At 71.5% G+C, this 22,201-nt stretch carries 16 protein-coding genes; 9 read left to right on the top strand and 7 right to left on the bottom strand.

The window, feature by feature from the left end; all coding sequences use genetic code 11:
* Nucleotides 1–158: 158 nt before the first annotated feature.
* The 4 genes from ABEB03_RS18570 to ABEB03_RS18555 are packed head-to-tail and all read right to left on the bottom strand — an operon-like array spanning nucleotide 159 to nucleotide 4,780.
* The gene (locus ABEB03_RS18570; protein ID WP_345649928.1) at nucleotides 159–2,114 is read right to left on the bottom strand and encodes an anthranilate synthase family protein; all 1,956 of its coding nucleotides are present in this window, start codon (nucleotides 2,112–2,114) and stop codon (nucleotides 159–161) included.
* Nucleotides 2,111–2,737: an isochorismatase family protein gene (locus ABEB03_RS18565; RefSeq protein WP_345649925.1), complete on the bottom strand. Its 627-nt coding sequence runs from the start codon at nucleotides 2,735–2,737 to the stop codon at nucleotides 2,111–2,113. Before ABEB03_RS18565 ends, ABEB03_RS18570 begins: the two co-directional genes overlap by 4 nt.
* Before the next feature lie 50 nt (nucleotides 2,738–2,787).
* Nucleotides 2,788–3,585, bottom strand: a complete 798-nt coding sequence (locus tag ABEB03_RS18560; RefSeq protein ID WP_345649919.1) for a 2,3-dihydro-2,3-dihydroxybenzoate dehydrogenase — start codon at nucleotides 3,583–3,585, stop codon at nucleotides 2,788–2,790.
* A gap of 22 nt (nucleotides 3,586–3,607) precedes the next feature.
* A complete protein-coding gene (locus tag ABEB03_RS18555) occupies nucleotides 3,608–4,780 on the bottom strand; it encodes a 3-deoxy-7-phosphoheptulonate synthase (protein ID WP_345649916.1) in 1,173 nt (390 codons plus the stop codon).
* Nucleotides 4,781–5,112: 332 nt separating this feature from the next.
* Between ABEB03_RS18555 and ABEB03_RS18550 the strand changes: the two genes are divergently transcribed.
* Both ABEB03_RS18550 and ABEB03_RS18545 read left to right on the top strand, forming a co-directional pair.
* Nucleotides 5,113–6,132 carry a transaldolase family protein gene (locus ABEB03_RS18550; protein WP_345649913.1) on the top strand — a complete coding sequence of 340 codons (1,020 nt, stop codon included), beginning with the start codon at nucleotides 5,113–5,115 and terminating at the stop codon, nucleotides 6,130–6,132.
* Between the two features lie 40 nt (nucleotides 6,133–6,172).
* Complete coding sequence (locus ABEB03_RS18545) at nucleotides 6,173–8,194, top strand: helix-turn-helix domain-containing protein (RefSeq protein ID WP_345649910.1); 2,022 nt, start codon at nucleotides 6,173–6,175, stop codon at nucleotides 8,192–8,194.
* A 124-nt stretch (nucleotides 8,195–8,318) separates the two neighbouring features.
* Here the strand turns inward: ABEB03_RS18545 and ABEB03_RS18540 are convergent, their stop codons facing one another.
* On the bottom strand, nucleotides 8,319–9,482 hold the full coding sequence (locus ABEB03_RS18540; protein WP_345649906.1) for an IS701 family transposase: 1,164 nt from the start codon (nucleotides 9,480–9,482) through the stop codon (nucleotides 8,319–8,321).
* A 972-nt stretch (nucleotides 9,483–10,454) separates the two neighbouring features.
* Here ABEB03_RS18540 and ABEB03_RS18535 point away from each other — a divergent pair.
* The 6 genes from ABEB03_RS18535 (at nucleotide 10,455) to ABEB03_RS18510 (ending at nucleotide 18,300) form a co-directional block, all read left to right on the top strand.
* Nucleotides 10,455–11,141 (top strand): NAD(P)H-binding protein, encoded by a 687-nt coding sequence (locus ABEB03_RS18535; protein WP_345649903.1) that lies wholly within the window; start codon nucleotides 10,455–10,457, stop codon nucleotides 11,139–11,141.
* Between the two features lie 102 nt (nucleotides 11,142–11,243).
* On the top strand, nucleotides 11,244–13,403 hold the full coding sequence (locus ABEB03_RS18530; protein ID WP_345649900.1) for an AGE family epimerase/isomerase: 2,160 nt from the start codon (nucleotides 11,244–11,246) through the stop codon (nucleotides 13,401–13,403).
* A gap of 113 nt (nucleotides 13,404–13,516) precedes the next feature.
* The gene (locus tag ABEB03_RS18525; protein ID WP_345649897.1) at nucleotides 13,517–14,455 is read left to right on the top strand and encodes an NAD(P)/FAD-dependent oxidoreductase; all 939 of its coding nucleotides are present in this window, start codon (nucleotides 13,517–13,519) and stop codon (nucleotides 14,453–14,455) included.
* A gap of 89 nt (nucleotides 14,456–14,544) precedes the next feature.
* On the top strand, nucleotides 14,545–15,498 hold the full coding sequence (locus ABEB03_RS18520; protein WP_345649894.1) for an alpha/beta hydrolase: 954 nt from the start codon (nucleotides 14,545–14,547) through the stop codon (nucleotides 15,496–15,498).
* Between the two features lies 1 nt (nucleotide 15,499).
* Nucleotides 15,500–16,726, top strand: a complete 1,227-nt coding sequence (locus tag ABEB03_RS18515; RefSeq protein ID WP_345649891.1) for a low temperature requirement protein A — start codon at nucleotides 15,500–15,502, stop codon at nucleotides 16,724–16,726.
* Nucleotides 16,723–18,300, top strand: a complete 1,578-nt coding sequence (locus ABEB03_RS18510) for a Na+/H+ antiporter (RefSeq protein ID WP_345649888.1) — start codon at nucleotides 16,723–16,725, stop codon at nucleotides 18,298–18,300. The genes ABEB03_RS18515 and ABEB03_RS18510 overlap by 4 nt, the downstream gene beginning before the upstream one ends.
* 55 nt (nucleotides 18,301–18,355) lie before the next feature.
* On the opposite strand, the gene ABEB03_RS18505 is transcribed toward ABEB03_RS18510, so the two are convergent.
* Together ABEB03_RS18505 and ABEB03_RS18500 are read right to left on the bottom strand one after the other, a co-directional pair.
* A complete protein-coding gene (locus tag ABEB03_RS18505; RefSeq protein ID WP_345649885.1) occupies nucleotides 18,356–19,420 on the bottom strand; it encodes an AMP-binding protein in 1,065 nt (354 codons plus the stop codon).
* The gene (locus tag ABEB03_RS18500) at nucleotides 19,417–21,399 is read right to left on the bottom strand and encodes an MFS transporter (protein WP_345649883.1); all 1,983 of its coding nucleotides are present in this window, start codon (nucleotides 21,397–21,399) and stop codon (nucleotides 19,417–19,419) included. Before ABEB03_RS18500 ends, ABEB03_RS18505 begins: the two co-directional genes overlap by 4 nt.
* Nucleotides 21,400–21,758: 359 nt before the next feature.
* Here ABEB03_RS18500 and ABEB03_RS18495 point away from each other — a divergent pair, with 359 nt between their 5' ends.
* Nucleotides 21,759–22,181: a nuclear transport factor 2 family protein gene (locus ABEB03_RS18495; RefSeq protein WP_179332629.1), complete on the top strand. Its 423-nt coding sequence runs from the start codon at nucleotides 21,759–21,761 to the stop codon at nucleotides 22,179–22,181.
* The last annotated feature ends 20 nt before the right edge of the window (nucleotides 22,182–22,201 follow it).

Raw genomic sequence — 22,201 nt, 5'->3', positions numbered from 1 at the left:
GACGAGGCCGTTCAGGCCGATGCGGGGGTGCGGGGGCGGCAGCCCCCGGGACAAGGGACGGGTAGGGGCGGAGGGGGCGAGAGACGTCAGGTGCGGGCCCCGGACAGGGGAAGGCCCCGACCCCCTGGGGGAAGGGGCTGGGGCCTGTGGGGACGGGGTCAGATGGTCTGGAGGGGTGCGTGGACGTTCTCGGTCCGGAGGGGAGAGCGGACGTCCTCGGCCTGGAGGGGGGCGTGGACGTTCTCGGCCCGGAGGGGTGCGTGGACGTCCGCGATCAGGGAGGCGATCACGGCCGGCCCGTTCTGGGTGAGCACCGACTCCGGGTGGAACTGCATGGACGCGAACCCGGGCCCCCGCAACGCGTGGACCTCGCGATTGCCGGGATCACGGCAGACCTCGACCTCCCCGACACCGGGGACGTCGAGCCGGTCCCCGGCACTGCGCGCGGCGAACGTGTTGTAGAAGCCGACCCGTTCGAGGCGCCCGAAGAGGTCGATCTCCCGCTGGACCCCCTGGTTCGGCACGGCACGCCGGTTGAGGTCGAGCCCCAGCTCCAGGCTGAGGACCTGATGGCTGAGGCAGACCGCCAGGAACGGCTTGCGGGTGTCCAGGAGCGTACGGACGGCCCCGCGCAGATGCGCGATCTTGGGGTGGGTCAGATCCCGCGGGTCACCCGGCCCCGGGCCCATGACCACCAGGTCGTAGTCGTCGAAGGAGTACGGCTCGTCGAACCGGCGGACCGTCACCAGCAGTCCCATGGACCGCAGTTGGTGCGCGATCATGGCCGTGAAGGTGTCCTCGGCATCCACGACGAGGACCTTGCGGCCGTCCGCCACCGGAGTCTGCCGTGCGCCCTCGGCCAGCCAGAACCCGGCGATCGTGGTGTTCCGCGCGGCCAGCGCACCCCGCACGCTCGGGTGCTCGGCGAACCGCGCCGGCTCCTCCGCGCCCAGCGCCGCCAGCAGCCCGGCCGCCTTGGCACGCGTCTCCGCGACCTCGGAGTCCGGATCGGAGTGGCGCACGAGGGTGGCGCCCACGCCGATGGCGAGCCGGCCCTCGGCGGAGATGTCCGCCGTACGGATCAGGATCGAGGAGTCCAGCGTCCGTCCGCCCTGCGTGTCACGGCCGATGAGGGCCAGCACACCGCTGTAGTAGCCGCGGCCGTGCGGCTCGTGCCGCCGGATGACGCGGGCCGCGCTCTCCAGCGGGGAACCCGTGACCGTCGGCGCGAACAGCGTCTCGCGCAGGATCTCGCGCGGGTCGCGGTCCGTCTCGCCCTCGATGAAGTACTCGGTGTGCGCGAGCCGGGCCATCTCCCGCAGATACGGTCCGACCACCCGGCCGCCCGTCGCGCAGATCCGGGCCATCATCTTGAGTTCCTCGTCGACGACCATGTACAGCTCGTCGGCCTCCTTGCGGTCGGCGAGGAAGTCCATGACGTCGGGCAGGGTCGGACCCGCGGCGGGATAGCGGTACGTGCCGCTGATGGGGTTCATCACCGCCGTACCGCCGTGCACGCTGATGTGCCGCTCGGGGCTCGCTCCCACCAGCGTGCGGGTCCCGGTGTGCACGAGGAAGGTCCAGTACGCGCCGGACTCCTGCTCCATCAGCCTGCGGAACAGCGTGAGCGCGCTCGCCGGTGAGTATCCGGTGATGTCGGCCGTGAAGGAACGCTTGATGACGAAGTTGGCGCCCTCGCCCTCGCCGATCTCCTCCTTGATGATCCGGCGGACCGTGTCCGCGTACGTCGCGTCGTCGATGTCGAAGTGCCCGCCGGCCAGCCGGATCGGTACGTCGGGGACGCGTGCCAGCACGTCGGCAACCGGCAGGGTCTGCTGTCCCGTGACCGCCATGGCGACGAGCGGCGCCCCGTCGTCGGCGACGTCGAACCCGCGCTCGCCGATCTGCCGGTAGGGGACGAGGGCCAGTACCTCGTGGCCGGGCGCGGACGCGGCGGGGAGCGGGATGCCGTCGAGGGTCTCCGGCTCGCTCACCTCGCCGACGAGCACCTCCAGTGCGGCGCGGCCGGTGGCCGCGGGCCGGTGGACCAGGGCGTACGCGGACGCCTGCCCGGACAGCACCTGGTCGAGCAGGTCGTGCTGAGCGCCGGTCATGCGAAGACCTCCTTTGCGGGGATGACGACGGCACAGCGCTGGGCCGCGTAGTGGAGTGCGGTGCGGTGGTCCTTGGCCGAGAAGTCGGCGACGGCGTCGGCGACGACGAACGGCTGGATGTCGTGCGAGAACGCCTCGGTCGCGGTGATCAGCACACCGACGTGCGCGTACACACCGCAGATGATCAGCTGGTCGCGGCCGGCCGCGCGCATCCGCTCCAGCAGGTCCGTGTTGAAGAAGGCGCTGTAGCGCCACTTGGTGAGCATCCAGTCGCCCTCCCGGGGCGCCAGTGGTTCGACGACCTCGCGGTCCGCGGGGTCCACCCGCATGCCCGGCCCCCAGAAGTCGGCGAGCAGTCCGCGCTGCCCGGCGTCCATGCCGCCCGGCTGCGCGGTGTACGCGACCGGGACGCCGAGTTCGGCGCAGCGGTCCCGTAACGACGAGGCGTTGCTCACGAGTTCGTCGGCCGGCCCCTGGTCGGGTATGGGTTTGAGGAAGTAGCGCTGCATGTCGTGGACGAGGAGGACCGCGCGGTCCGGGTCCGCGGACCAGGCCGCCGTGTTCGGCGGCAGGTCGCCCGGCGCGGGCATCGCGTACGGCTCGATGGTCGGAATGCCTGCCATGGCAGTGGAAGTCCCTTCGGATCTGCGTGGGTGGGGCGCCTTGTGGAGGGTCAGGCGCCCAGCGACGCGCCGCCGTCGACGGTGAGCATGTGCAGGGTGATGTGTGCGGCGCGGTCCGAGAGCAGGAAGACCACGGCGTCGGCGATGTGCGAGGGCTGTGCGATGCGGCCGAGCGGGATGCCGACGCGAAAGGCGTCCGCGCGGCCCTCGACGGTGCCCCGCGGGCCCGACTCGTCGTGCCACATCGAGCTGAGCATCGGGGTGTCGGTGGAGCCGGGTGCGACGACGTTGCAGCGGATGCCGTGCCGGGCCACCTCCAGCCCCAGACTCCGGGTGAACATGGTGGCGGCGGCCTTGGACGCGGCGTACGCGGCCATCTCGGTGCGCGGGGTGGCCGCGGCGTTCGAGGAGACCGTGACGATCGCCCCCCTGCCGCGCCCCGCCATGCGGTCCACGACCGCGCGGCTGACGTGGAAGACGCCGTTCACGTTGACCGCGAACGTGGTCTGCCAGTCCTCGTCGCTGAAGCCGCGCACCTCGCCGAGGCGCAGCACGCCGGCCGCGTTCACCAGGTACTGCACCGGGCCGAGCCGCCGTTCGACGGCGTCGACCGTCGCCTCGACCTGTGCGCTGCTGCTGACGTCGGTGGCGAACGCCTCGGCCCGCAGCCCGTCCGCCCGCAGCTTCTCCACCGTCTCGCCGAGCGCGTCGGCGTCACGGTCGACGGCAGCGACCGTCGCGCCCCGCTCGGCGAGCGCGCGGCTCACCGCGGCGCCTATGCCGCCCGCGGCGCCCGTGACGAGGGCGACCCGGTTCTCCCATTCCTCGTTTCCTTGCTGGTTCTCCATGTGCGGGACCTCCCTGGTCCGGTCATCCGCGCCAGGCCGAGACCACGGATGCGGCCTGGACCGGGTTGAGCCGCGGGTCGCAGAAGCTCGTGTACTTGTCGCCGACGTGATCGATGTCGGCCACGCCCGTGACGCACTCCGTGACGTGGTCCGGAGTGGTCTCCAGGTGCAGTCCGCCGGCGATGCCGCCGGAGGTGCGCACCGCGCACTGGAAGCCTTCGACCTCCCGGACGATCGTCTCGACGAAGCGGGTCTTCAGCCCGTCGGGGGCCGTCACCGTGTTGCCGTGCATGGGGTCGGTGAGCCAGATGACCGGATGGCCGGCGGCGCGCACCGCCCACACCAGCGAGGGCAGTCGCTCGGAGACCAGGTCGGCTCCCATCCGTGCGATGAGGGTCAGCCGGCCGGGCTGCCGCTGCGGGTCGAGCCGTTCGCACAGAGTCAGCAGATCGCGCACCGACATGTTCGGACCGACCTTGCAGGCCACCGGGTTGACGACCTGGGACAGCAGGGCGACATGGGCGCCGTCCGGCTGCCGGGTGCGCTCACCGATCCACGGCCAGTGGGTGGAGGCCAGCAGCAGCCGCCCCTCCTCGTCCCGGCGGACCATGGGGAGTTCGTAGTCGAGCAGCAGGGCCTCGTGGCTGGTGAACACCGGCGGGCAGATCACGGACGGGCGCCCGTCGTCGAGCCAGCCGAGGTGGCGTACGGCCTCCTGGGCGGCCGCGTAGCCGTCGAGGAGCCGGCGCGGGTCGGGCCGGCGCAGCTCCGGGTCGGGCTCCGGGCTGTTGACCATGTGCCCGCGATAGACGGGGAGTTCGGTGCCTCCGATCACTTCGGTGGGCCGGGAACGCGGCTTGGCGAACTGGCCTGCCATCCGGCCGACCCGGACCACGGGCGTATGGGTGATCATCTTTAGGGTGCCGGCGAGCACGTCCAGCAAGCCGGCCTTGCGGGCGACATAGCCCGCGGTGCATTCGGTGGGGTCCTCCGCACAGTCCCCGGCCTGGACCACATGGGCTTCACCGACGGCCACCCGCGCGAGCAGGTCGCGCAACGCGGTGACGTCGTCGTGGCCGACGAGTGCCTGACTGTTCGACAACTCCCCTCTGACCGAACGGATCAACTCTGTCCTGTCCCAATCCGGCTGCTGCAGCGCAGTCCGCGATCGGACACTGGGCAGATCAATGTCCACGGTTGTCTCCAAGGCTGTTCCTACGGGTGCTCCTTGGTGACAAAGGGTGCGAGGGCGGCGGGTATCGGCCAACGACGCATCGGCGAATACGTCAGATGAAGCGCATGTCCATCAGGTCGCCCGCACTTCCCGACGGGCGTCCGCACAGCGCGAGTTGACATTGTCCGCGCAGCGAAGTCGCGCAGTGCGGAAGGACCGCGCATGCTGACCCGTCGTCCTCAATCACGGCGCCGGGAGGGGTTATGCGGGGCGGAATTCTGCGTCGTCTCATTTCCGAGGGCGTTTCCCCATGGCTGAACGGATTTCACCGGGGGTTTCTCCAGGCACGGCGGTTGTCCGCGCTGGCGGCCGAGGAAGGCGTGCGCGGCGCGACCGCGCAGCCCGCCCTGCTCGCGGCCGCCCTGTCCGCGGAGCACGCCTACCGTCCGCAGCTGGCCCGGCTGGCCCGCGACGGGACCGACGTCGGCGCCGCGGTCAGGGCGTTGCAGACCCAGGACGCGCGCCTGGCCTGCGACGACCTCGGCGCCGTCCACGAGGCCTCGGGCCGCCGCGACGGGCATGTCTCCCTGGACCTCGACCCGGGGCTCGCCCACGACGCCGCGGCCACCGTCGCCGCGGCCACCGCGCTGTTGTCCGCCGTCGCCCGCCCGAACGCGCTGGTGAAGATCCCGGCCACCGCCGAGGGGCTCACGGCCATCAGGGACTGCGTGGGCCGGGGCATCGGAGTGCACGCGGTCGAGATCTACACACCCCGGCGCCACCAGGAGGTCGCGGACGCCTACTGCGCGGGACTGGAGATCGCCCGGGACGCCGGCCGGGCACTGCACGGCATCGTCTCGCTGGCCTCGGCGCCGGTGTACCGCATCGACACCGAATGCGACGCGCGACTGGCCGAGTTGGGTACCCCCGCCGCGGACGCGCTGCGCGGCGGGACCGCCCTGGCCCTCGCCCGGCTGATGTACCACGACTACGACGAGCGGCTGGGCAGTGACCGCTGGCGCAGACTCGCCGCGGCGGGCGCCAGGCCCCTGCGGCTGCTCTGGACGGTGGATGGACCGCACACTCCTGACCAGGCCGGATACGCGGCCCGGCTGGTCGGATGGCACACCGCGCTGGCTCTTCCGCTGCGCTCCCTGGTCGCCGCCGACCGGTGGGGAACGCCGTGCGGGGACACGCTCGACGGCCGCCGCGGGGAGGCCCTCCGCGTGTTGGACGAATTCGAACGGACCGGCCTACGCTTCGAGGCGGTCGCCGGGAGGCTCGCCGCGCATGGCGAGAAACGGCTGGTCCGTTCGTGGGAAGCACTCCGCGGGACGGTGGGCACCCAACTGCGGCTGCACGGCGCCCGATAGCGACACACCAGAGCACACGCGCGGGGGAGTGGGAGGCAGTGTGTCCCAGGAGCCGACGCGGGACGCCAGTTCCGCCGTACTGGAACTGCTGGCGGCGGGAGCCTCCGGCGACCGTCTCACCTCCCTCGTGGACGAGGCCAGGGTGCGTGGCGTGGATGCCGCGGAGCTCGCGGAGCTGGAGCGCGCCGCCCGGCTCGGACTGAGCATCTCCTCGCGCTGGGAGCGTCACCGGCAACGCGAGAGCGGTCTGTCCACGCTGCTGGAGGCCGCACGCGACCTGGGTGCCGTGCATCAACCGGAGAGCACGCTGGTCCAGGCGATCGCCCGGCGCGCGCGCCTGCTGCTGGGCCTCGACATGGCGTACGTCTGCTTCCCCGAAGAGGACGACGCGGGCCGGCGCGACCCTTCGGCGCACGGGGGCGGGGATCCGTCGAAGCGGGTGTCACGGGCCCCGGCGGGCTCGCGGATCGGAGCGCTCACGGACCAGGCGCCTTCCACGGGGGCGCGGGACGAGGACGCGCGGGCCGGCGAGCCGGCCACGGCACGGGTGCGCGTCCACGCCTCGGACGGACGGATCGCCGGCCTGGACGTCGGGCTGACCCTGCCGGCGTGCGAGGGGCCGGGCAGCATGGCGATGACGGACCCGGTGCCCTTCTGGACCCCGGACTACCTTGCCGACGAGCGGATCGAGCGCAGTGCCGCGGTCGACGAGGTGATCGGGGCGGAGGGACTGCGCACCGTGATGGCCGTGCCGCTGAACCGGCAGACCCGGCCCTTCGGCGTGCTGCACATCGCCGCGCGGACCGTACGGCACTTCACGGCCGACGAGGTGGCGTTGATGAGTGCGTACGGCGAACTCGCAGGCGCCACCCTGGAACGGGCCCGGCTCCTGGACCGGGCGGCGGCCCTGCGGGAGTCCGGCGACGCGCACGCCAAGATGCTCCAGCTGGTGCTCGGTGGCGGCGACTTGAACGAGGTGGCGGAGGAGACCAGCAAGCTCCTCGACGGCGCTGTGCGCATCTGCGGCTCCGACGGCGTGGTCCTCGCCACCGCGGGCGAGGTGCCGGAGGTCGAGTGGGAGCACGCGGCGGCCGGTGCCCTGGACGCGCACGGCGCCTGCCATCCCGTACCGCTGGACGAGGACGGTATGTGGGCCGCGCCGGTCTGCACCGGCACCGTCGACCTCGGGACCGTCCTGGTGCACCCCAACCGGCCGCTCACCGACCATGCCGTGCAACTGCTCGGGTTCGCGACCCAGGCGATGGCGGTGCTGATGCTGCTGGAGAACAGCCGGGCGGCGATCGCCGAGGGGCAGGTACGCGACGACCTCCTCGACGAACTGCTCACCCATCCCGACCTGTCACCGAAGAAGATACGGACCCGGGCGCGCAGGCTCGGCGTCGAACTGGACGGCCCGCACGTGGTCGTCGTCGCCCGGCCGGAGGAGGAGACGCCGGCCAGGGCCTCGGTGTGGGCGGCCTCGTACGCGTACCGCAAGAGCGGCCTGAAGAGCATCCGGCACGGCACAGCGGTGTTCCTGCTGCCGGGCACCGATCCCGGCGCCGCGGCCCGCGCGCTGTCCGGCGAGCTGACGCCGCTGCTCGGCCATCCGGTGACGGTGGCCGCCTCGGGGCCCGTCGCGGACCCGGCCGGGGTGCGGCACAGCTACCAGGAGGCGGTGCGCTGCCTGGAGGCGATGACGGCGCTGGGGGCGGTGGGACGGGCCGGCTCGGCCGGCGAACTGGGCTTCCTCGGGCTGCTGTTGTCCGACACCCACGATGCGGAGAAGTACATCCAGTCGGTCCTCGGACCGCTTCTCGCCTACGACGAGCAGCGGCTCTCCGAGCTGACCCACACGCTGGAGGCCTTCTTCGAGGCGGGTGCCAGCCCCACGTACGCGGCACGGCGGCTGCACGTCCATCCCAACACGGTCGCCCGGCGGCTCGAAAGGATCAGTGAACTGGTCGGCCCGGACTGGCAGCAGCCGGGACGGGCGCTCGAAGTGCAGTTGGCACTGCGGCTGTTGAGGATCCGCAACCATCTGGTGAGCCGTGAGCCGTGAGCCGTACATGGCGTGGGGTGTGGTCCGGGGGCGGCGAACGGCGTGTGTGTTCCGTGGGCCCGGGCCGTGACGGGACCTCGTCCCCCGCGGGCGAGGCCCTGCGGCGCGGCGGGCCGCGGCCCCCTCAGGAGGCCTGGCGCACGCCCCCGCCGCTGCGCAGCTCCTCGTCGTACGTTCCGTACGTCCCGTCGAGCGCCGCGACGGCGTGGGCGGCCGAGGCCAGCGTGGCGTGCCGGTGCCAGCCGTTGAAGGAACGGCCCGCGTAGTCGCGGATGCCCACCTGCTCGGAGATCTCCGTGAAGTCCCGGTCGACCCGGCCGAGAAGCTTGGTGAGCCGCAGCAGGGCGACGGGGTTCATGTCGACCAGGTCGGTCAGCCACAGCTCGGCCGGCCATGCCTTGCCGCTGTCGCCGATGCCGATGAGCAGCATGTCCCCGCCGCCCCGCATGCCGGGGGCACGGGAGGCGCCGCGGATGCGGACGGCGGCCACCAGGCTGGTGCGCATGGCGTGTTCGGGGCTGTGGTCGCGCCACACCGCGGGACGGCGCAGCAGCTTGGCGGCGGACATGATCTGCTGCGCGGGCAGCGACTCCGGTGCCGGGCGGCCGATCTGCGCCGGGTCCGCGGGCGTCAGCCGCAGCGAGCCGCTGACGCGGAGCAGGTGCGGGACACCGGAGGAGCGGAAGCGGCGCACGACGGACATGGCGTCCATGTCGCGGGCGTCCATGACCACCGGCCGGGCCGGCAGCCCCCAGTCCCGCACGGCGAGCATGGCCTCGACCGCGGCCTCCTCCGGCGACTCCTCGCGCACGCTGTCCGGGATGGCGGCCTGGCGGCGGCGGAGGCCGTTGTCCAGCCAGTCCTGCGGGATGTCCAGCCGCCAATTGACCGGAACACTGGACTCCTGCGCCGCCGCCCACACGCCCACGGCCTGCTGCACGCCACGGATCTGGCCGAGCTCGGGGACGTAACGCCGGTACACGCCGACCGAGTTGTCGCCCGCCTTCGGGATCACCATGCGGCGGATCACGTACGCCTCAGGGGCGACGGTCCGTGCGACGTACTGGGCGAGTGCCTTGCGGACCGGCATCCAGTGCCATGTTGAACTGGAAACGAAGTGGTGGAGGCTCTGTTCGCGGGCCGAGCCGCCGGCCGGAGCCGCCATGTTCCGTATGGACTTGCGCCCTTCGGTGGCAAGGAGGCCCTGGATGTATTCCTCGCCCTTCCTGCGCTGATCGCTGCGCGGGAAGGTGGCGAACAACGTGGAAGAGAGTTCGGTGCCGCTCATCGGAATCCCACCTCGGTTCGGAGTCGCTCTGTTGAGCTGGCTCCACAGTGCGCGGCACTCAGTGCCACGCCCAGGTGGTCCGGACACACGGTTGGGGGTGGTCGCGGTGGCCGCGCAACCGTCCCGGGCCACGATGGTGGGGAGCCCACCACGAGGGCCCTCCGGACGGTGTCCGGACCACCGCATCCGGACCCGTGGCGAGGGATTCTGACGGGCCGTCGCCTTCGGAACCCGTCCCGCGTCCGGCCCCCCGGGGGTCGGCCCTGGGAGTCGGCCCCCGGGGGTCGGTCCTGGGAGTCGGCCCCCGGGGGTCGGTCCTGGGAGTCGGCCCCCGGGGGTCGGTCCTGGGGGTCGGCCCCGGGGGTCGGCTCCGGCGGGGTGCCGGCCCCGGATCGCACCCGGTGCGTGTGCCGCTCGCGCGGGCTGTCCTGGTCCGCGGAGTTCGGCTCGGGCGGCTGCGGGTCACCGGTGCCCCGCTTGCGTGCGCCGCGGGGCGTCCGCCCGGGCCTCGACGGGCGTCGCCGGGCTCCGTCCGCCGGCACCCGCCGGACGCCGTGGTCGACCGGTCGCACGCCGGACGGGATTTCCCGCTTCCGCGGCCGCACATGAGACTCGTCGCAGCCGAGTTGACGAGGTCCAACCTTAATTTACAAGGCATTTGACAGCATTCGACACCGCGGGGTTCCATCTCGAACGGAGAGGCTGCGACTAGCGGGGAGGCCTGCATGCCTGGGGCGACGAGCCTGACCGAGGCCGCCATGCCGGCCGGTGGCGGCCGGACGGAACCGGCACGGCCGGACGCCCTGCCGACGGCCCGGCGCGCCTGACACCGCCCGGCGCCGACCGGCGCCGACCGCCCCCGACGACCCGCGGCACCACGATCGTGGCGCCGCCCCCGACGAAACGTTCCGCGACGAACCGTACCCAGATGAATCGTCCCTGGATGAACCGCCCCAATACGAGGAGGAATCGATGGACAGCCCGGTGGTGGTGATCGGAGGCTCGGGCCGGCTCGGGCGTCTGGTCGTGAGCAGGCTGCTGGACCTGGGTGAGCGCGTCCGCGTGGTCGGCCGTGGCGCACCCCGGGAGGCGTTGCCCGCGGGGGTGACCTACACCGCGGCCGACGTACGGGAACCGGGCTCGCTCGACGCACCGCTCGCGGACTGTTCCGCGCTGGTCTACTGCGTCTCTCCCGGCACCGACGACACCGGGCCGGACCGGCCCGAGACGACGATGTACCTGGGCGTGCGTCACGCGCTCCGGTCGGCCGTCCGCGCGGGCCGCCGTCCGCACGTCGTCCTCGTCAGCCAGATCCACGCCACGCACTACGGCCACCCGCTCAACGCCTACGGCAAAGTGCTGGACTGGCGCCGCGCGGGAGAGGACGAGGTCCGCGAGTCGGGCCTCTCGCACACCGTGGTGCGCCCCGGCTGGCTCGTCGACGACCAGCGGGCCGGCTCCCGGGTACGCCTGGTGCAGGGCGACCGTGCCACGGGCCAGGTCTCGCGGCAGGACGCCGCGGAAGCCTGCATCCAGGCCATGTACTGCCCTTCCGCGATCGGCGTGACCTTCGAACTCTTCAACGAGACCGGACCCGCGGTCACCGACTGGGAGTCCTCCTTCGCCGCACTGGACTGGGACCGGATTCCCGTGGGCTGAGCCGGGGACGGGAGACCCCTGTCCACGGCCACACCTTTCCACCCCCCATGGAGACAGCGCCGTGCTGCTCATGGCACCCCCCGATGATGGAGGCACCCTTCGATGAGTGCACCCGAGATACGCCGTACGTACAGCGACAGCATCGCCGGATATGTCAGCGCCTACGAGCCCGCTCACCAGCGCTTCGGCCTGCGGACCACCGACGGGCGCGAGTTCACGATCCACCTGGACGGCCTCCTGGGCTCCCAGATCGTGCGCAATCTCGCCGAGGGGCACCGCGACACCAGCGAGGCCACCCTCGACATGCTCGCCGAGGGCCGCTACGTCTTTGTCTACGGAATCTTCTACGAATGGGACGGCGGGGCGCGCATCGAGGCCCGCAACATCACCTTCCCCGAGGAACACCGCGGCTCCTACGTCTTCGAGGACCCCAAATGGTGGGTCCACCAGGCCCGCGAGATCGCGGACTTCTATCTGCGCGGCCAGTTCCCCGACGAGGTCTACGACTGGCGCAAGTTCCGCACGCACCTCACGCTGAGCGGAACCCACCTTCCCGAGGGCGCCGGACAGGACGTGCGGCAGGAGACCGACACGATCTCCCGCCTCGTGTACGGGCTCGCCACCGCCTTCCTGCTGACCGGTGAGGACCGCTTCCTGGAGGCGGCCGAGTCGGGCACCGAGTACCTGCGCGAGCACATGCAGGTGGCCGACGACCGCGAGGGCATCGTCTACTGGTACCACGGCATCGACATCACCCGGGCCGGGCAGCGCAAGGTGTTCGCCTCGGAGTTCGGGGACGACTTCGACGCGATCCCCATGTACGAGCAGATCTACGCGCTGGCGGGGCCGACCCAGACGTACCGGATCACCGGCGATCCGCGGATCGCCGCCGACATCGACCGGACCGTCGAGCTGTTCCACCGCTACTTCAAGGACTACGTCCGCGGCGGCTACTTCTCGCACCTGGACCCGATCACCATGGACCCGCGCGCGGACTCCCTGGGACGCAACCGGGCCCGCAAGAACTGGAACTCGGTGGGCGACCACGCCCCCGCCTACCTCATCAACGCCTACCTGGCGACCGGCCGTTCCGACCTGGCCGACATGCTGGAGGAGACCGCCGACACCATCGTCCGGCACTTCCCGGACGAGCCCAACAGCCCCTTCGTGCAGGAACGCTTCCACGAGGACTGGAGCCCCGACCGCACCTGGGGCTGGCAGCAGGACCGCGCGGTCGTCGGCCACAACCTGAAGATCGCGTGGAACCTCATGCGCATCAACAGCCTGGTGGCCAAGCCGGAGTACGTGGCACTGGCCGAGCGGATCGCCGAGATCATGCCGGCGGTCGGCAGCGACCAGCAGCGCGGCGGCTGGTACGACGTCGTCGAGCGGCGTGCCGATCCCCGCTTCGGCGACCACCGGCTGGTCTGGCACGACCGCAAGGCCTGGTGGCAGCAGGAGCAGTCGATCCTCGCCTACCTCATCCTGGCGGGCACGACCGGCGACCCCGACCACCGGCGGCTCGCCCGCGAGGCCGCGTCGTTCTACAACGCCTTCTTCCTCGACTACGAGGACGGCGGCGTGTACTTCAACGTCCTCGCCAACGGCATCCCCTATCTGCTCGGCACCGAGCGGCTCAAGGGCAGCCACGCCATGGCCGGCTACCACTCCCTCGAGCTGTGCTACCTCGCCGCGACCTACGGCAACCTGCTGGTCGGCGACAACGTGCTCACCCTGCACTTCCGGCCGCTGCCCGCGTCCTTCCCGGGTCGCACGCTGCGGGTCGCGCCCGACCTGCTGCCCAGGGAAGCCGTCCGGCTCGCCCGGGTGTGGATCGACGGGGAGCGCTACGAGGACTTCGACCCGAAGAACCTCACCGTGCAACTCCCCGAGTCCACCGAGCGGTTGAAGGTGCGCGTCGAGATCGAGCCCACCGAGATGCCCATGCGGATCTCCAGCAGCTTCGACGGCAGGACCGCGCGGGTCTCCTGTGAGGGCGTCCTCGGCCGGGACTCGCTGGAGAAGCTGCGGCGCACGCTGAACGAAGCGCTGGAGGCCCGGCCCGAGCGGGTCGAGTTCCACATGTGCCGGGTCACCGAGATCTCCCGCGAGCCCATCAACGAGCTGCTGTTCCAACGCACGAAGGCAGGTCTGGACGTCGACTTCGTCATCGTCGGCGAGGTCCCGCCCGAGGTGACCCGGGCCCTGGCCGCCACGGACGCCTTCCTCACCGACCCGCACGCACGCTGCGACGACGAGTGACGGAACGGGCGGCGGGAGTCCCGCCGCCATGAGTTGCGGGCGCCGCCCCCGCCCGCCCCGGCGGGGGCGGCGCCCGGCATCCGAAGTCCCGGACGGACGGAGAGGTTCACCCCATGGCCACCACGGCCCCATCGGTTCCCGACGCCGACACCCTGGTCGTCGGCGGCGGCCCCGCCGGTCTGTCCGCCGCCCTGTGCCTGGCCCGCTACAACCGCCGTGTGCTGGTCTTCGACACCGGACACGGACGCTCCACCCATCACCAGGTCAACCGGAACTACCTCGGCTTCCCGGGCGGCATCCCCACCGTCGAACTGCGCGAGCTGGGCCGCGCCCAACTGGCCGCGTACCCGCAGGCCCGCATCGTCCACCACGCCGTCGTGCGCGCCGAGGGCGACGCCGGGCGAGGGTTCACGGTGCGCGCGCAGACCGGCTCCTGGACCGGCCGCACGCTGGTCATCGCCACCGGTGTGCTCGACCACTTCCCGCACTTCCACGGCTGGGAGTCCTACGTGGGCCGCTCCCTGTTCTGGTGCATCGCCTGCGACGGCTACGAGAACCGCGGCAAACGCGTCCTCATGGCCGGCCACACCGACGCGACCGCCGCCGAGGCGCTCCAGATGCACAGCCTCACCGACGACATCCAGCTGCTCACCAACAGCCGCAGCGACGAGATCAGCCCGCTGTACCGGCGGCGTCTGGACGCGGCCGGCATCCCCGTCCTGCACGACCGGATCCACTCGGTGGAGGGGGAGGACGGCATGCTGCGCACCGTCGTGACCCGCGGCGGACACCACCTGAAGGCGGACGCCCTGTTCAGCATCCAGGGCGCCACCCCGGAGATCGCCCTGGCCGGCACCCTCGGTCTCGCGCTCGCGCCGAGCGGCCACATCGCCGTCGACCCCGAGCAGAAGACGTCGGCCGAGGGGGTGTACGCGGCCGGTGACGTCTCCTCGCTCCACTCGCACCAGGTCAGCGCCGCCGTCCACGAGGGCTCCCAGGCCGCCTCGGCGGCCAACTACTTCCTGTACCCGGCCGAATTGAAGTCCGCCTGATCCGGCCACGGAGCGCGACTCGACAGAGTACGCCCCTTGGCCGGGCACGGATTTGACTCCCCGTTTAACTGCTCGTGAGGATGACAGTCATGGAAGCGGACCGCCGCATCGAGGAGACGCCCATGGTGCGCAGGGCACGCGTGACCTTCGAGAGCGAGGGTGAGCAACTGGTCGGCACCCTCTACCAGTTGGCGCAGACCGAGGACGGCGAACCGCGCCCCGCCGTGGTGGTCGCCGGCTCCTGGACCACCGTCAAGGAGCAGATGGCCGGCCTGTACGCCGAACGCCTCGCGCGGCTCGGATACCTCGCCCTGGCCTTCGACTTCACCGGCCACGGGGAGTCCACGGGGCACCCCCGGGACACCGAGCTGGTCGGCCGCAAGGTCGGCGACATGAGCAGCGCGGTCAGCCACCTCCTGGAGAACCCGATGGTCGACCCCGAGTCGGTCGGCCTGCTCGGCGTCTGCGCGGGCGGCGGCTACGCGGCGGTCGCCGCCGCCAACGACCCCCGGGTGCGCTCGCTCGCCCTCGTCGCCCCGTGGCTGCACGACGCCTCCCTGGTGCACCAGGTCTACGGCGGCCAGGACGCCGTGCGCCGCAAGCTCGACGAGGCGGCACTCGCCCGCGAGGAGTACGCCCGCACCGGCACCGTCCGCTATGTGAAGGCGGTCAGCGAGACCGACCCCGAGGCCGCCATGTACGGGCCCTACGACTACTACCTCTCGCCGGAGCGAGGGGGCGTGCCCGAGTGGCCCAACCGGTTCGCGGTGATGGGCTGGTGGGACTGGCTGACCTTCAGCCCGATCCCCTCGGCGCCCCGGATAGACGTCCCCACCATCGTGGTGCACAGCGAGCAGGCCGCCCTGCCCGACGGCGTACGGCGCTTCGCGACCCTGCTGCCCACGGCGGCCCGCGTGCTGTGGCTGGAGGGCACGCAGTTCGACTTCTACGACCAGGAGCCCCAGGTGGGCTCCGCGGTCGAGGCGGTCGACGCGCACTTCCGCCACAGCTTCGACCGGGTGAGGCCCACCGCCGGAGGCTGACATGGCGACGAGCCGCGTCGCACCGCTCATCCAGTCCAAACGCATCAACGTGGCGGAGCACTTCTACGACCTGGTGCTCGTCTTCGCGGTCAACAAGGTCACCCACACCCTCGCCGACGACGTCTCCTGGACCGGCCTGGTCAACGCCTGGGCCGTGTTCACACCGTTCTGGTGGTCGTGGGTGGGCACCGGGATCCTGTCGAACCTGACCGACCTGCACGACGTGAAGAACCGTCTGCGGCTCTTCGCCATCACGCTGATCACCTCGATGATGACGATCGCCGCACCCACCGCCCTGCACGGGCACGGCCTCTTCTTCGCGGGCGCCTACCTGCTGCTGCGCGCCCTGCTGCTGTGGTGGGCGATCGACGTCTTCGGCGGGCTGCGGCTGAACCCGTTCTCCGTGTCGGCGTTCTTCACCGCGCCGCTGCTGCTGCTCACCGCCGGGCTCGGCCACGAGCAGCAGCGGGTGGCCTGGGCCGTCCTGATGGCCGTCGAACTGTCCAGCACCTTCCTGCTGCGCAGACGCCTCAACCACATACGCGTCGACGTGCTGCACCTGCCCGAACGCTTCGGCCTGGTCGTCATCCTGGCGCTGGGCGTGCCCTTCGTGGACGCCGGAGGGAAGATCCCGCACGACTTCTCCGCGGGCCAGGCCGTGGCGCTGGGCACCGCGTTCCTGCTCGTCGCCTCCCTGTGGTGGATCTACTTCCACCTCAGCAACAGCCGCATCGCCCACCAGCTGCGCACCGAGGACAACCAGAGCCGCGTGGTGCGTGAGCTCCTCGCCTACGGGCACTACTGCCTCCTCGGCTCGGTCTCCGCGATCGCCGTCGGCGTGTGGTCGGCCGTGGCGCACCCACGGGCCGCGCCGGAGACCCCCGTCCTGTGGCTGATGTGCGCCGGAGCCGTCGGCTTCCACACCGTGTTCGCCTGGCCCCGCTGGCGACTGCCGCGCTCGGTCGTCACCGTGCGCCTCACGGTCGCCGCCGTCGCCGTGCTCGTCCCGTTCGTGGCGGACGGCCGCTCCGGCCTGCTCGCGCTCGGCCTGCTGACGGTGCCGGTGACGGCCGCGGCCGTCGTCGAGACCGCTCTGGTGGGCATGGCGCCGAGCTGTCACTGCGGCTGCCGGCCGAAGCAGCACCGGCTGGCCGGCCTCGGCCGGCATCTGCATCCGGCGCCGGGCGGCAGCGCCCCGTCGTACTCCGCGCCGGGCGATGCCCTGTGACCGACGTCCTGCTCCTCGTGGTCCCTGTGACCCTGCTCGCGGTGGTGGTGCGGCGGGCGGAGATCTCCGCACCGGTCAGCCTGGTCCTCGCGGGTCTGCTCGCCTCCTTCGTGCCGGGCGTGCCCGACTACCATCTCGACCCGCACGTCGTGCTGTTCCTGTTCATCCCGCCGATGGTGTACTCGGAGGCCTGCGAGAGCTCCGTCCTCAGCTTCCGGGTCAACGCGCGCCCCATCGCCCTGCTGTCCGTGGGTCTCGTCCTGTTCACCATGGCGCTGGTGGCGCTGGTCGCGCACACCGTCGTCCCCGGCATGTCCTGGCCCGTCGCCTTCGTGCTGGGCGCCGTCCTCGGACCGACCGACGTGGTCGCCGCCGTGTCCGTCGCCCGCAGACTCGGGCTGCCCCGCAGACTCGTACGGATCATGACCGCGGAGTCGCTGTTCAACGACTCGACCGGCCTGACCGCGTACCGCATCACCGTGGCGATCGTCGCGGGCGGCGGATTCTCCCTCCTCGACGGCGTCCGCGACTTCGTGCTCGCCTGCTCGGGCGGACTCTTCCTCGGCCTGTTCATCGCCTGGCCGGTGCGCAGGCTCCAGTGCTGGCTCGGCGACGCCGTCGCGCACACCGCGGTCTCCCTGCTGGTGCCCTTCGTCACCTACGCGCTCGCCGAGTACCTGCACGCCTCCGGAGTGCTCGCGGTCCTCGCCGCCGGGCTGTACCTCGGACACCACTCCAACCGGGCCTCGCACGCGGCCCGTATCCAGGAGCAGGCCTCCTGGAAGCTGATCGTCTTCCTGCTGGAATCCCTGGTGTTCGCCCTGATCGGACTCCAACTCCGCCCGGTCCTAGGATCGTTGGACGGCATTTCGCCCGTGTCCCTCATCTGGTACGCCGCCGCCGTCTCCGCCACCGTCATGCTCGGCCGCTTCCTGTGGGTGTTCCCGGCGACCTATCTGCCGCGGTGGCTGTCGCCCCGGCTGCGCGCCCGGGACCCCTCGCCACCGTGGCAGCTGCCCGCGACGCTGTCCTGGGCCGGCATCCGCGGCGTCGTGTCACTGGCCGCGGCGTTCGCGCTGCCCGACGACATGCCGCACCGCGAACTCGTCCTCTTCCTCACCTTCTCCGTCACCCTGAGCACCCTCTTCGTGCAGGGGCTCGGATTCCCGGCGTTCGTACGCCTGCTGGGGATCGCGGGCACGAACGGCGAGCACGACGACCACCTCGCCGAGGCCAAGGCGCAGGAGGAGGCGGCCCGGCTCGCGCAGCACCGCCTGGAGGAACTGGTCGCGCACGAACACAAGCACTGTCCGCAGCATGTGGTGTTGCGGCTGCGGGAGGTCGCCGAGTACCGCCGCGTCGCCGCCTGGGAGCGGCTGCGCGACGACGGCCGGCTCGGCAGCCAGTCGCCGTCCGCCGCCTACCGGCTGCTGCGCAGGGAGATGCTGACGGCCGAGCGCGAGGCGTTCATCATGATGCGCAACCAGGGACGTCTCGACGACGAGGTGGCCCGCCAGGTCGTCCACCAGCTCGACTTCGAGGAGGCGGCACTCAGCCGCGATCTGCACCTGTGAGCGCGCACATGAGGGTGCCCCCGCCGGATCTCCGGCGGGGGCACCCTCATGCGGTTCAGGCCCCCGGGAGCGGGGGAGCGATCCCGGCGAACGCCTGCCGGCCCAGGTACTCGATGTGCTCCACACCGAGCAGGGCCGCACAGGTCTCCGCGGTGTCCGGCGTCAGCTCGGGACCCACGCAGACGACCCGCTCCAGCGACCCCAGCTCGTCGACGTCCTCGGGTGCCGAGGCGACCAGGCCGTAGAGCACGGACTGGGTGACGAAGGCCGTACGCACCCGCTGGTCACGGATCGCGTCGAGCAGCTCGGGCGCGTGCATCAGCTCGGGCACCACCACCACGGCCGCACCGCAGCGCAGCGCGTGCTGCGTCAGGAAGGCGAGGCCGTCCTGCTGTGCGAACGGCACGCCCGCCAGGACCCGTTCGCCCTTCTCCAGCGGATTGTCCGAGGCCAGCACGGCGAGGTCCGCAGCGATGTCGGAGTGGGTGAGCTGGGCGCGCCGCCGGGAACCCACCGCGTGGTGCACCACGGTGATGTCCGTGACGGGCTCGATGTCCACGATCGGCTCCGGGGACTCCGAGGCGATCAGGTCCTGGACCGAGCGGTGGCCGTCCACCGGCTCCAGCGTGAAGACCTCCTCGACCGGCCGCTGTCCCGCGCCGCGCAGGCGCTGCGCCTCACGCACGATGGGCAGCAGCGCGGGCGTGGTGAACAGCCACCGCGCGCCGCTCTCCGTCAGCTGGGCGGCCAGTTCCGCCTCGTCGGCCTGGCTGTCCAGCACGCACACCACGGCGCCGGTGCGTGCGCAGGCGTGCGGCACGGCCGGGTACCACAGGGTGTTGGTGGCGAACAGCGCCACGGCGTCGCCCTGCTCGACGCCGGCGTCGGCGAGTCCCGCCGCGAGCCGGCGGGTGGCCCGCTCCAGTTCCCGGTAGCCGATCGCGCGGCCGGTCACGCCGTCGATCAGCGCCGGGCTCGTGCCGCGGGCCGCGGCCTCGCCGAGCACCGTCTCGTACACCGGCAGATCGATGACGAGGTTCTCGTCGAACGGGCTGATCACGTCGAACGAGTCGAACGGATCGAAGGGTTCGAGCGGGTCGAAGGGATCGATGGTGGTCATTCCTGTCCTCCGGAGGATGCGCTCACGCGCGGTAGGGACGTGGTGGGCGGGCCCGCGTGCAGCAGATCTCCCAGCTGCTGGAGGAACAGCTCCCAGCGCGCGGTGAACCCGGGGTCGTCCGGGCCGAGGCCCGTCGCCATCCGGGTGATCTGCGGCAGCAGGCGCGGATAGTTGGTGAGGGCGAAGGTGAGCAGCCGCAGCAGCTCGGGATCGAGCTCCGGGCGCAGCTCTCCGCCGGACTGCCGCCTGCGGATCTCGTCCACCTGCGACTTGATGACGGCGCGCCGCTCCTCCTCGTGCGGTACGGGAGCGCTGCCGTAGGCGAGCGCCTCGCGCGTGAGGTAGGTCAGCCAGGCGGCGTCGTGGTGCGCGGACTCGAAGTGGTAGACGAAGAAGTCCCCGGCGGCACTCGGAGCCTCGCGGATCTCGCGTTCGCGGCGCTCGGTGACGTGTCCGAGGATCTCGTGGAAGAGCCGGTCACCGATACGGCCGCCGGTCATCAGGTACATGGAGTAGGCGAAGCCGACCGTGTGGCCGGGCAGCCGTTCCAGCAGGGCGTTGCCGGCGCCGGTGCCGCGGGGCAGCCGGGTGACCATGAACGCGGCGACCAGCGTCACGAGCGCGGCCACCGGCAGCACCTGCGAGAAGGCCGTCGCGTAGGCGGCGTGGGAGGTGCCGTCGCCGAGCACCGCGAAGAACAGCAGGCTCATCAGGGCGACTCCCAGCGCGTTGCCCACCTGGAGGGTGGTGGTCACCACGCCCGCTCCGGCTCCCGCGTCGCGTGGCGCGAGGGTGCCGATGATGGTGCCGATGAGCGGGGTCATGCCGAGACCCTGGCCGAGGCCCGCGATGAACATCGGCAGCCCGAGCTCCCAGCCGCTGAGCCCGGCTCCCTGGGCGGCGCTGGTGGCGGCCACCGAGCACAGTCCGACGGCCGCGACGAGATAGCCCAGGGTCAGCACATGGCGCCCCAGCAGGCGGGTGATCCGCGCGGCCAGCAGTGAGGTGATCAGGAAGCCGACGGCGTTCGGCGTGTACACCAGGGCGGCGTGCAGCGGTGAGAAGCCCAGACCGATCTGCAGGTACAGCGCGAGGACCAGCATGAAGCCGACGTAGGAGAAGCTGAACATGGCGGCGATCGGCACTCCGCCCGCGAAGCCGCGGTTGCGGAACAGAGAGAGCCTGATCAGCGGATCGAGCCCCCGCTCGGCGACCGCGCGCTCGTGCCGCAGGAACAGCACGGCGGTCAGGGGAGCGGCGGCGAGCGACAGCAGCATCCACAGCGGCCAGCCCGCGTCGCGGCCCATCAGCAGCGGCACGATGAGCAGCACCAGGGTCAGCACCGACAGCGCGGAGCCGCGCCCGTCGAGGTGCGGACGCGACCGGGGCGGCTCGTCCGGCGGCAGGAGCGCCCGGCTCGCCACGATGGTCGCCACACCGATCGGCACATTGATCAGGAAGGCCGGCCGCCAGTCGAGGCCGAACACGTTCCAGGCGAGCAGCAGCCCGCCGACGATCTGCCCGGCGATGGCGCCGACGCCCACCACACAGCCGAACACGCCCAGGGCACGGGCGCGTTCGGGGCCCTCGAAGGTCACCTGGATGATCGCGAGGACCTGTGGGTACAACAGCGCGCCGCCCACGCCCTGCAGCGCGCGTGCCGCGACGAGGACGCGGATGTCGGGGGCCAGACCGCAGAGCGCGGACGCCGCCGTGAACACCGCGAGACCGGTGATGAACATGCGTTTCCGGCCGATGACGTCACCCAGCCGCCCACCGGTCACCAGGAAACTCGCATAGAGAAGGGTGTATGAGGAAACCACCAATTCGACGGCGCCGAGGCTCGTATGGAGATCACTGTGGATCGACGGCATGGCGACGTTGACGACAGCCACATCGAGAATGGCCATGAATGCGCCGGCCAGGATCACTGCGAGGCTCACCCAGCGGCGCCCGCTGCCGCGCTGTGCGCTCAACATGCAGGAAGTCTCGTGCGCGGAGGGCGAGTACGTCGCGGACCTGCCGAAGTGTCGTCGACGTAGTCCCATGTTGTCGCAAGGGAAGAGGGAGCGCCGTTTCACTCTTACTCGGCGGCGATCCCGCAGAAAGGCAGGGGAAGGGGAACGCCTTTCCGCTGGATTCGCAGGATGCCGCTTTCGAGGGTCTCCCGAAATTCAGGAACGACCAGTTCTTCGTCCGAGCCGGCCGGACCGCGTGCGCCGATCCCCCCTTCACGGCGCAGGGGTCCCGCCGAGCGGCCGCCGGGCCCGGTAACGCGCCCCCCCCGCCGGGCCCGGCCGCCGCTGCGAGACAACCACCACGATCCGAGGAGAGCGCTGTGTCGAACACCGACCTGGTTCTGAAGATGTACGAGTACTTCAACTCCGGCCAGCTGGACCGCATCCAGGAGGAGCTGTTCCACCCGGAGATCTCCTGGAAGATGCCCGGCCACCACCCGCTCTCCGGCGACCACCGGGGTGCCGGCCAGGTCATGGCCTTCTTCGGCGAGCTGTTCAAGGCCGGCGTCACCGTGGACAACGTCCACTTCGGCGAGCTGGACGACGGCACCGTCGTCGAGAAGCACCTCGGTCACGCGAAGGCGGACACCGAGGAGTACCTGTTCCCGACGTCCACGACGTACGGCATCCGCGACGGGAAGATCGCCGACGTCCAGGTGCACACCGCTGACCAGCACAGCGTGGACCGCTTCATGTGGACGGTCTTCCAGCTCAAGTCGATCGACGAGCGCATCGCCGTCTGAGCCCTGCCCGAGGGAGACTC

Source organism: Streptomyces siamensis (assembly GCF_039543605.1).
Taxonomy (GTDB): Bacteria; Actinomycetota; Actinomycetes; order Streptomycetales; family Streptomycetaceae; genus Streptomyces; species Streptomyces siamensis.
This window is presented reverse-complemented; position numbering and strand designations above follow the sequence as displayed.

Bases quoted from the DNA above. Each gene is read 5' to 3' on its own strand.
- ABEB03_RS18540 (WP_345649906.1), bottom strand. From the start codon at position 9,482: ATGAGCGGCACCGAACTCTCTTCCACGTTGTTCGCCACCTTCCCGCGC.
- ABEB03_RS18515 (WP_345649891.1), top strand. From the start codon at position 15,500: ATGGCGACGAGCCGCGTCGCACCGCTCATCCAGTCCAAACGCATCAAC.
- ABEB03_RS18530 (WP_345649900.1), top strand. From the start codon at position 11,244: ATGAGTGCACCCGAGATACGCCGTACGTACAGCGACAGCATCGCCGGA.
- ABEB03_RS18560 (WP_345649919.1), bottom strand. From the start codon at position 3,585: ATGGAGAACCAGCAAGGAAACGAGGAATGGGAGAACCGGGTCGCCCTC.
- ABEB03_RS18565 (WP_345649925.1), bottom strand. From the start codon at position 2,737: ATGGCAGGCATTCCGACCATCGAGCCGTACGCGATGCCCGCGCCGGGC.
- ABEB03_RS18520 (WP_345649894.1), top strand. From the start codon at position 14,545: ATGGAAGCGGACCGCCGCATCGAGGAGACGCCCATGGTGCGCAGGGCA.
- ABEB03_RS18500 (WP_345649883.1), bottom strand. From the start codon at position 21,399: ATGTTGAGCGCACAGCGCGGCAGCGGGCGCCGCTGGGTGAGCCTCGCA.
- ABEB03_RS18535 (WP_345649903.1), top strand. From the start codon at position 10,455: ATGGACAGCCCGGTGGTGGTGATCGGAGGCTCGGGCCGGCTCGGGCGT.
- ABEB03_RS18525 (WP_345649897.1), top strand. From the start codon at position 13,517: ATGGCCACCACGGCCCCATCGGTTCCCGACGCCGACACCCTGGTCGTC.
- ABEB03_RS18505 (WP_345649885.1), bottom strand. From the start codon at position 19,420: ATGACCACCATCGATCCCTTCGACCCGCTCGAACCCTTCGATCCGTTC.
- ABEB03_RS18570 (WP_345649928.1), bottom strand. From the start codon at position 2,114: ATGACCGGCGCTCAGCACGACCTGCTCGACCAGGTGCTGTCCGGGCAG.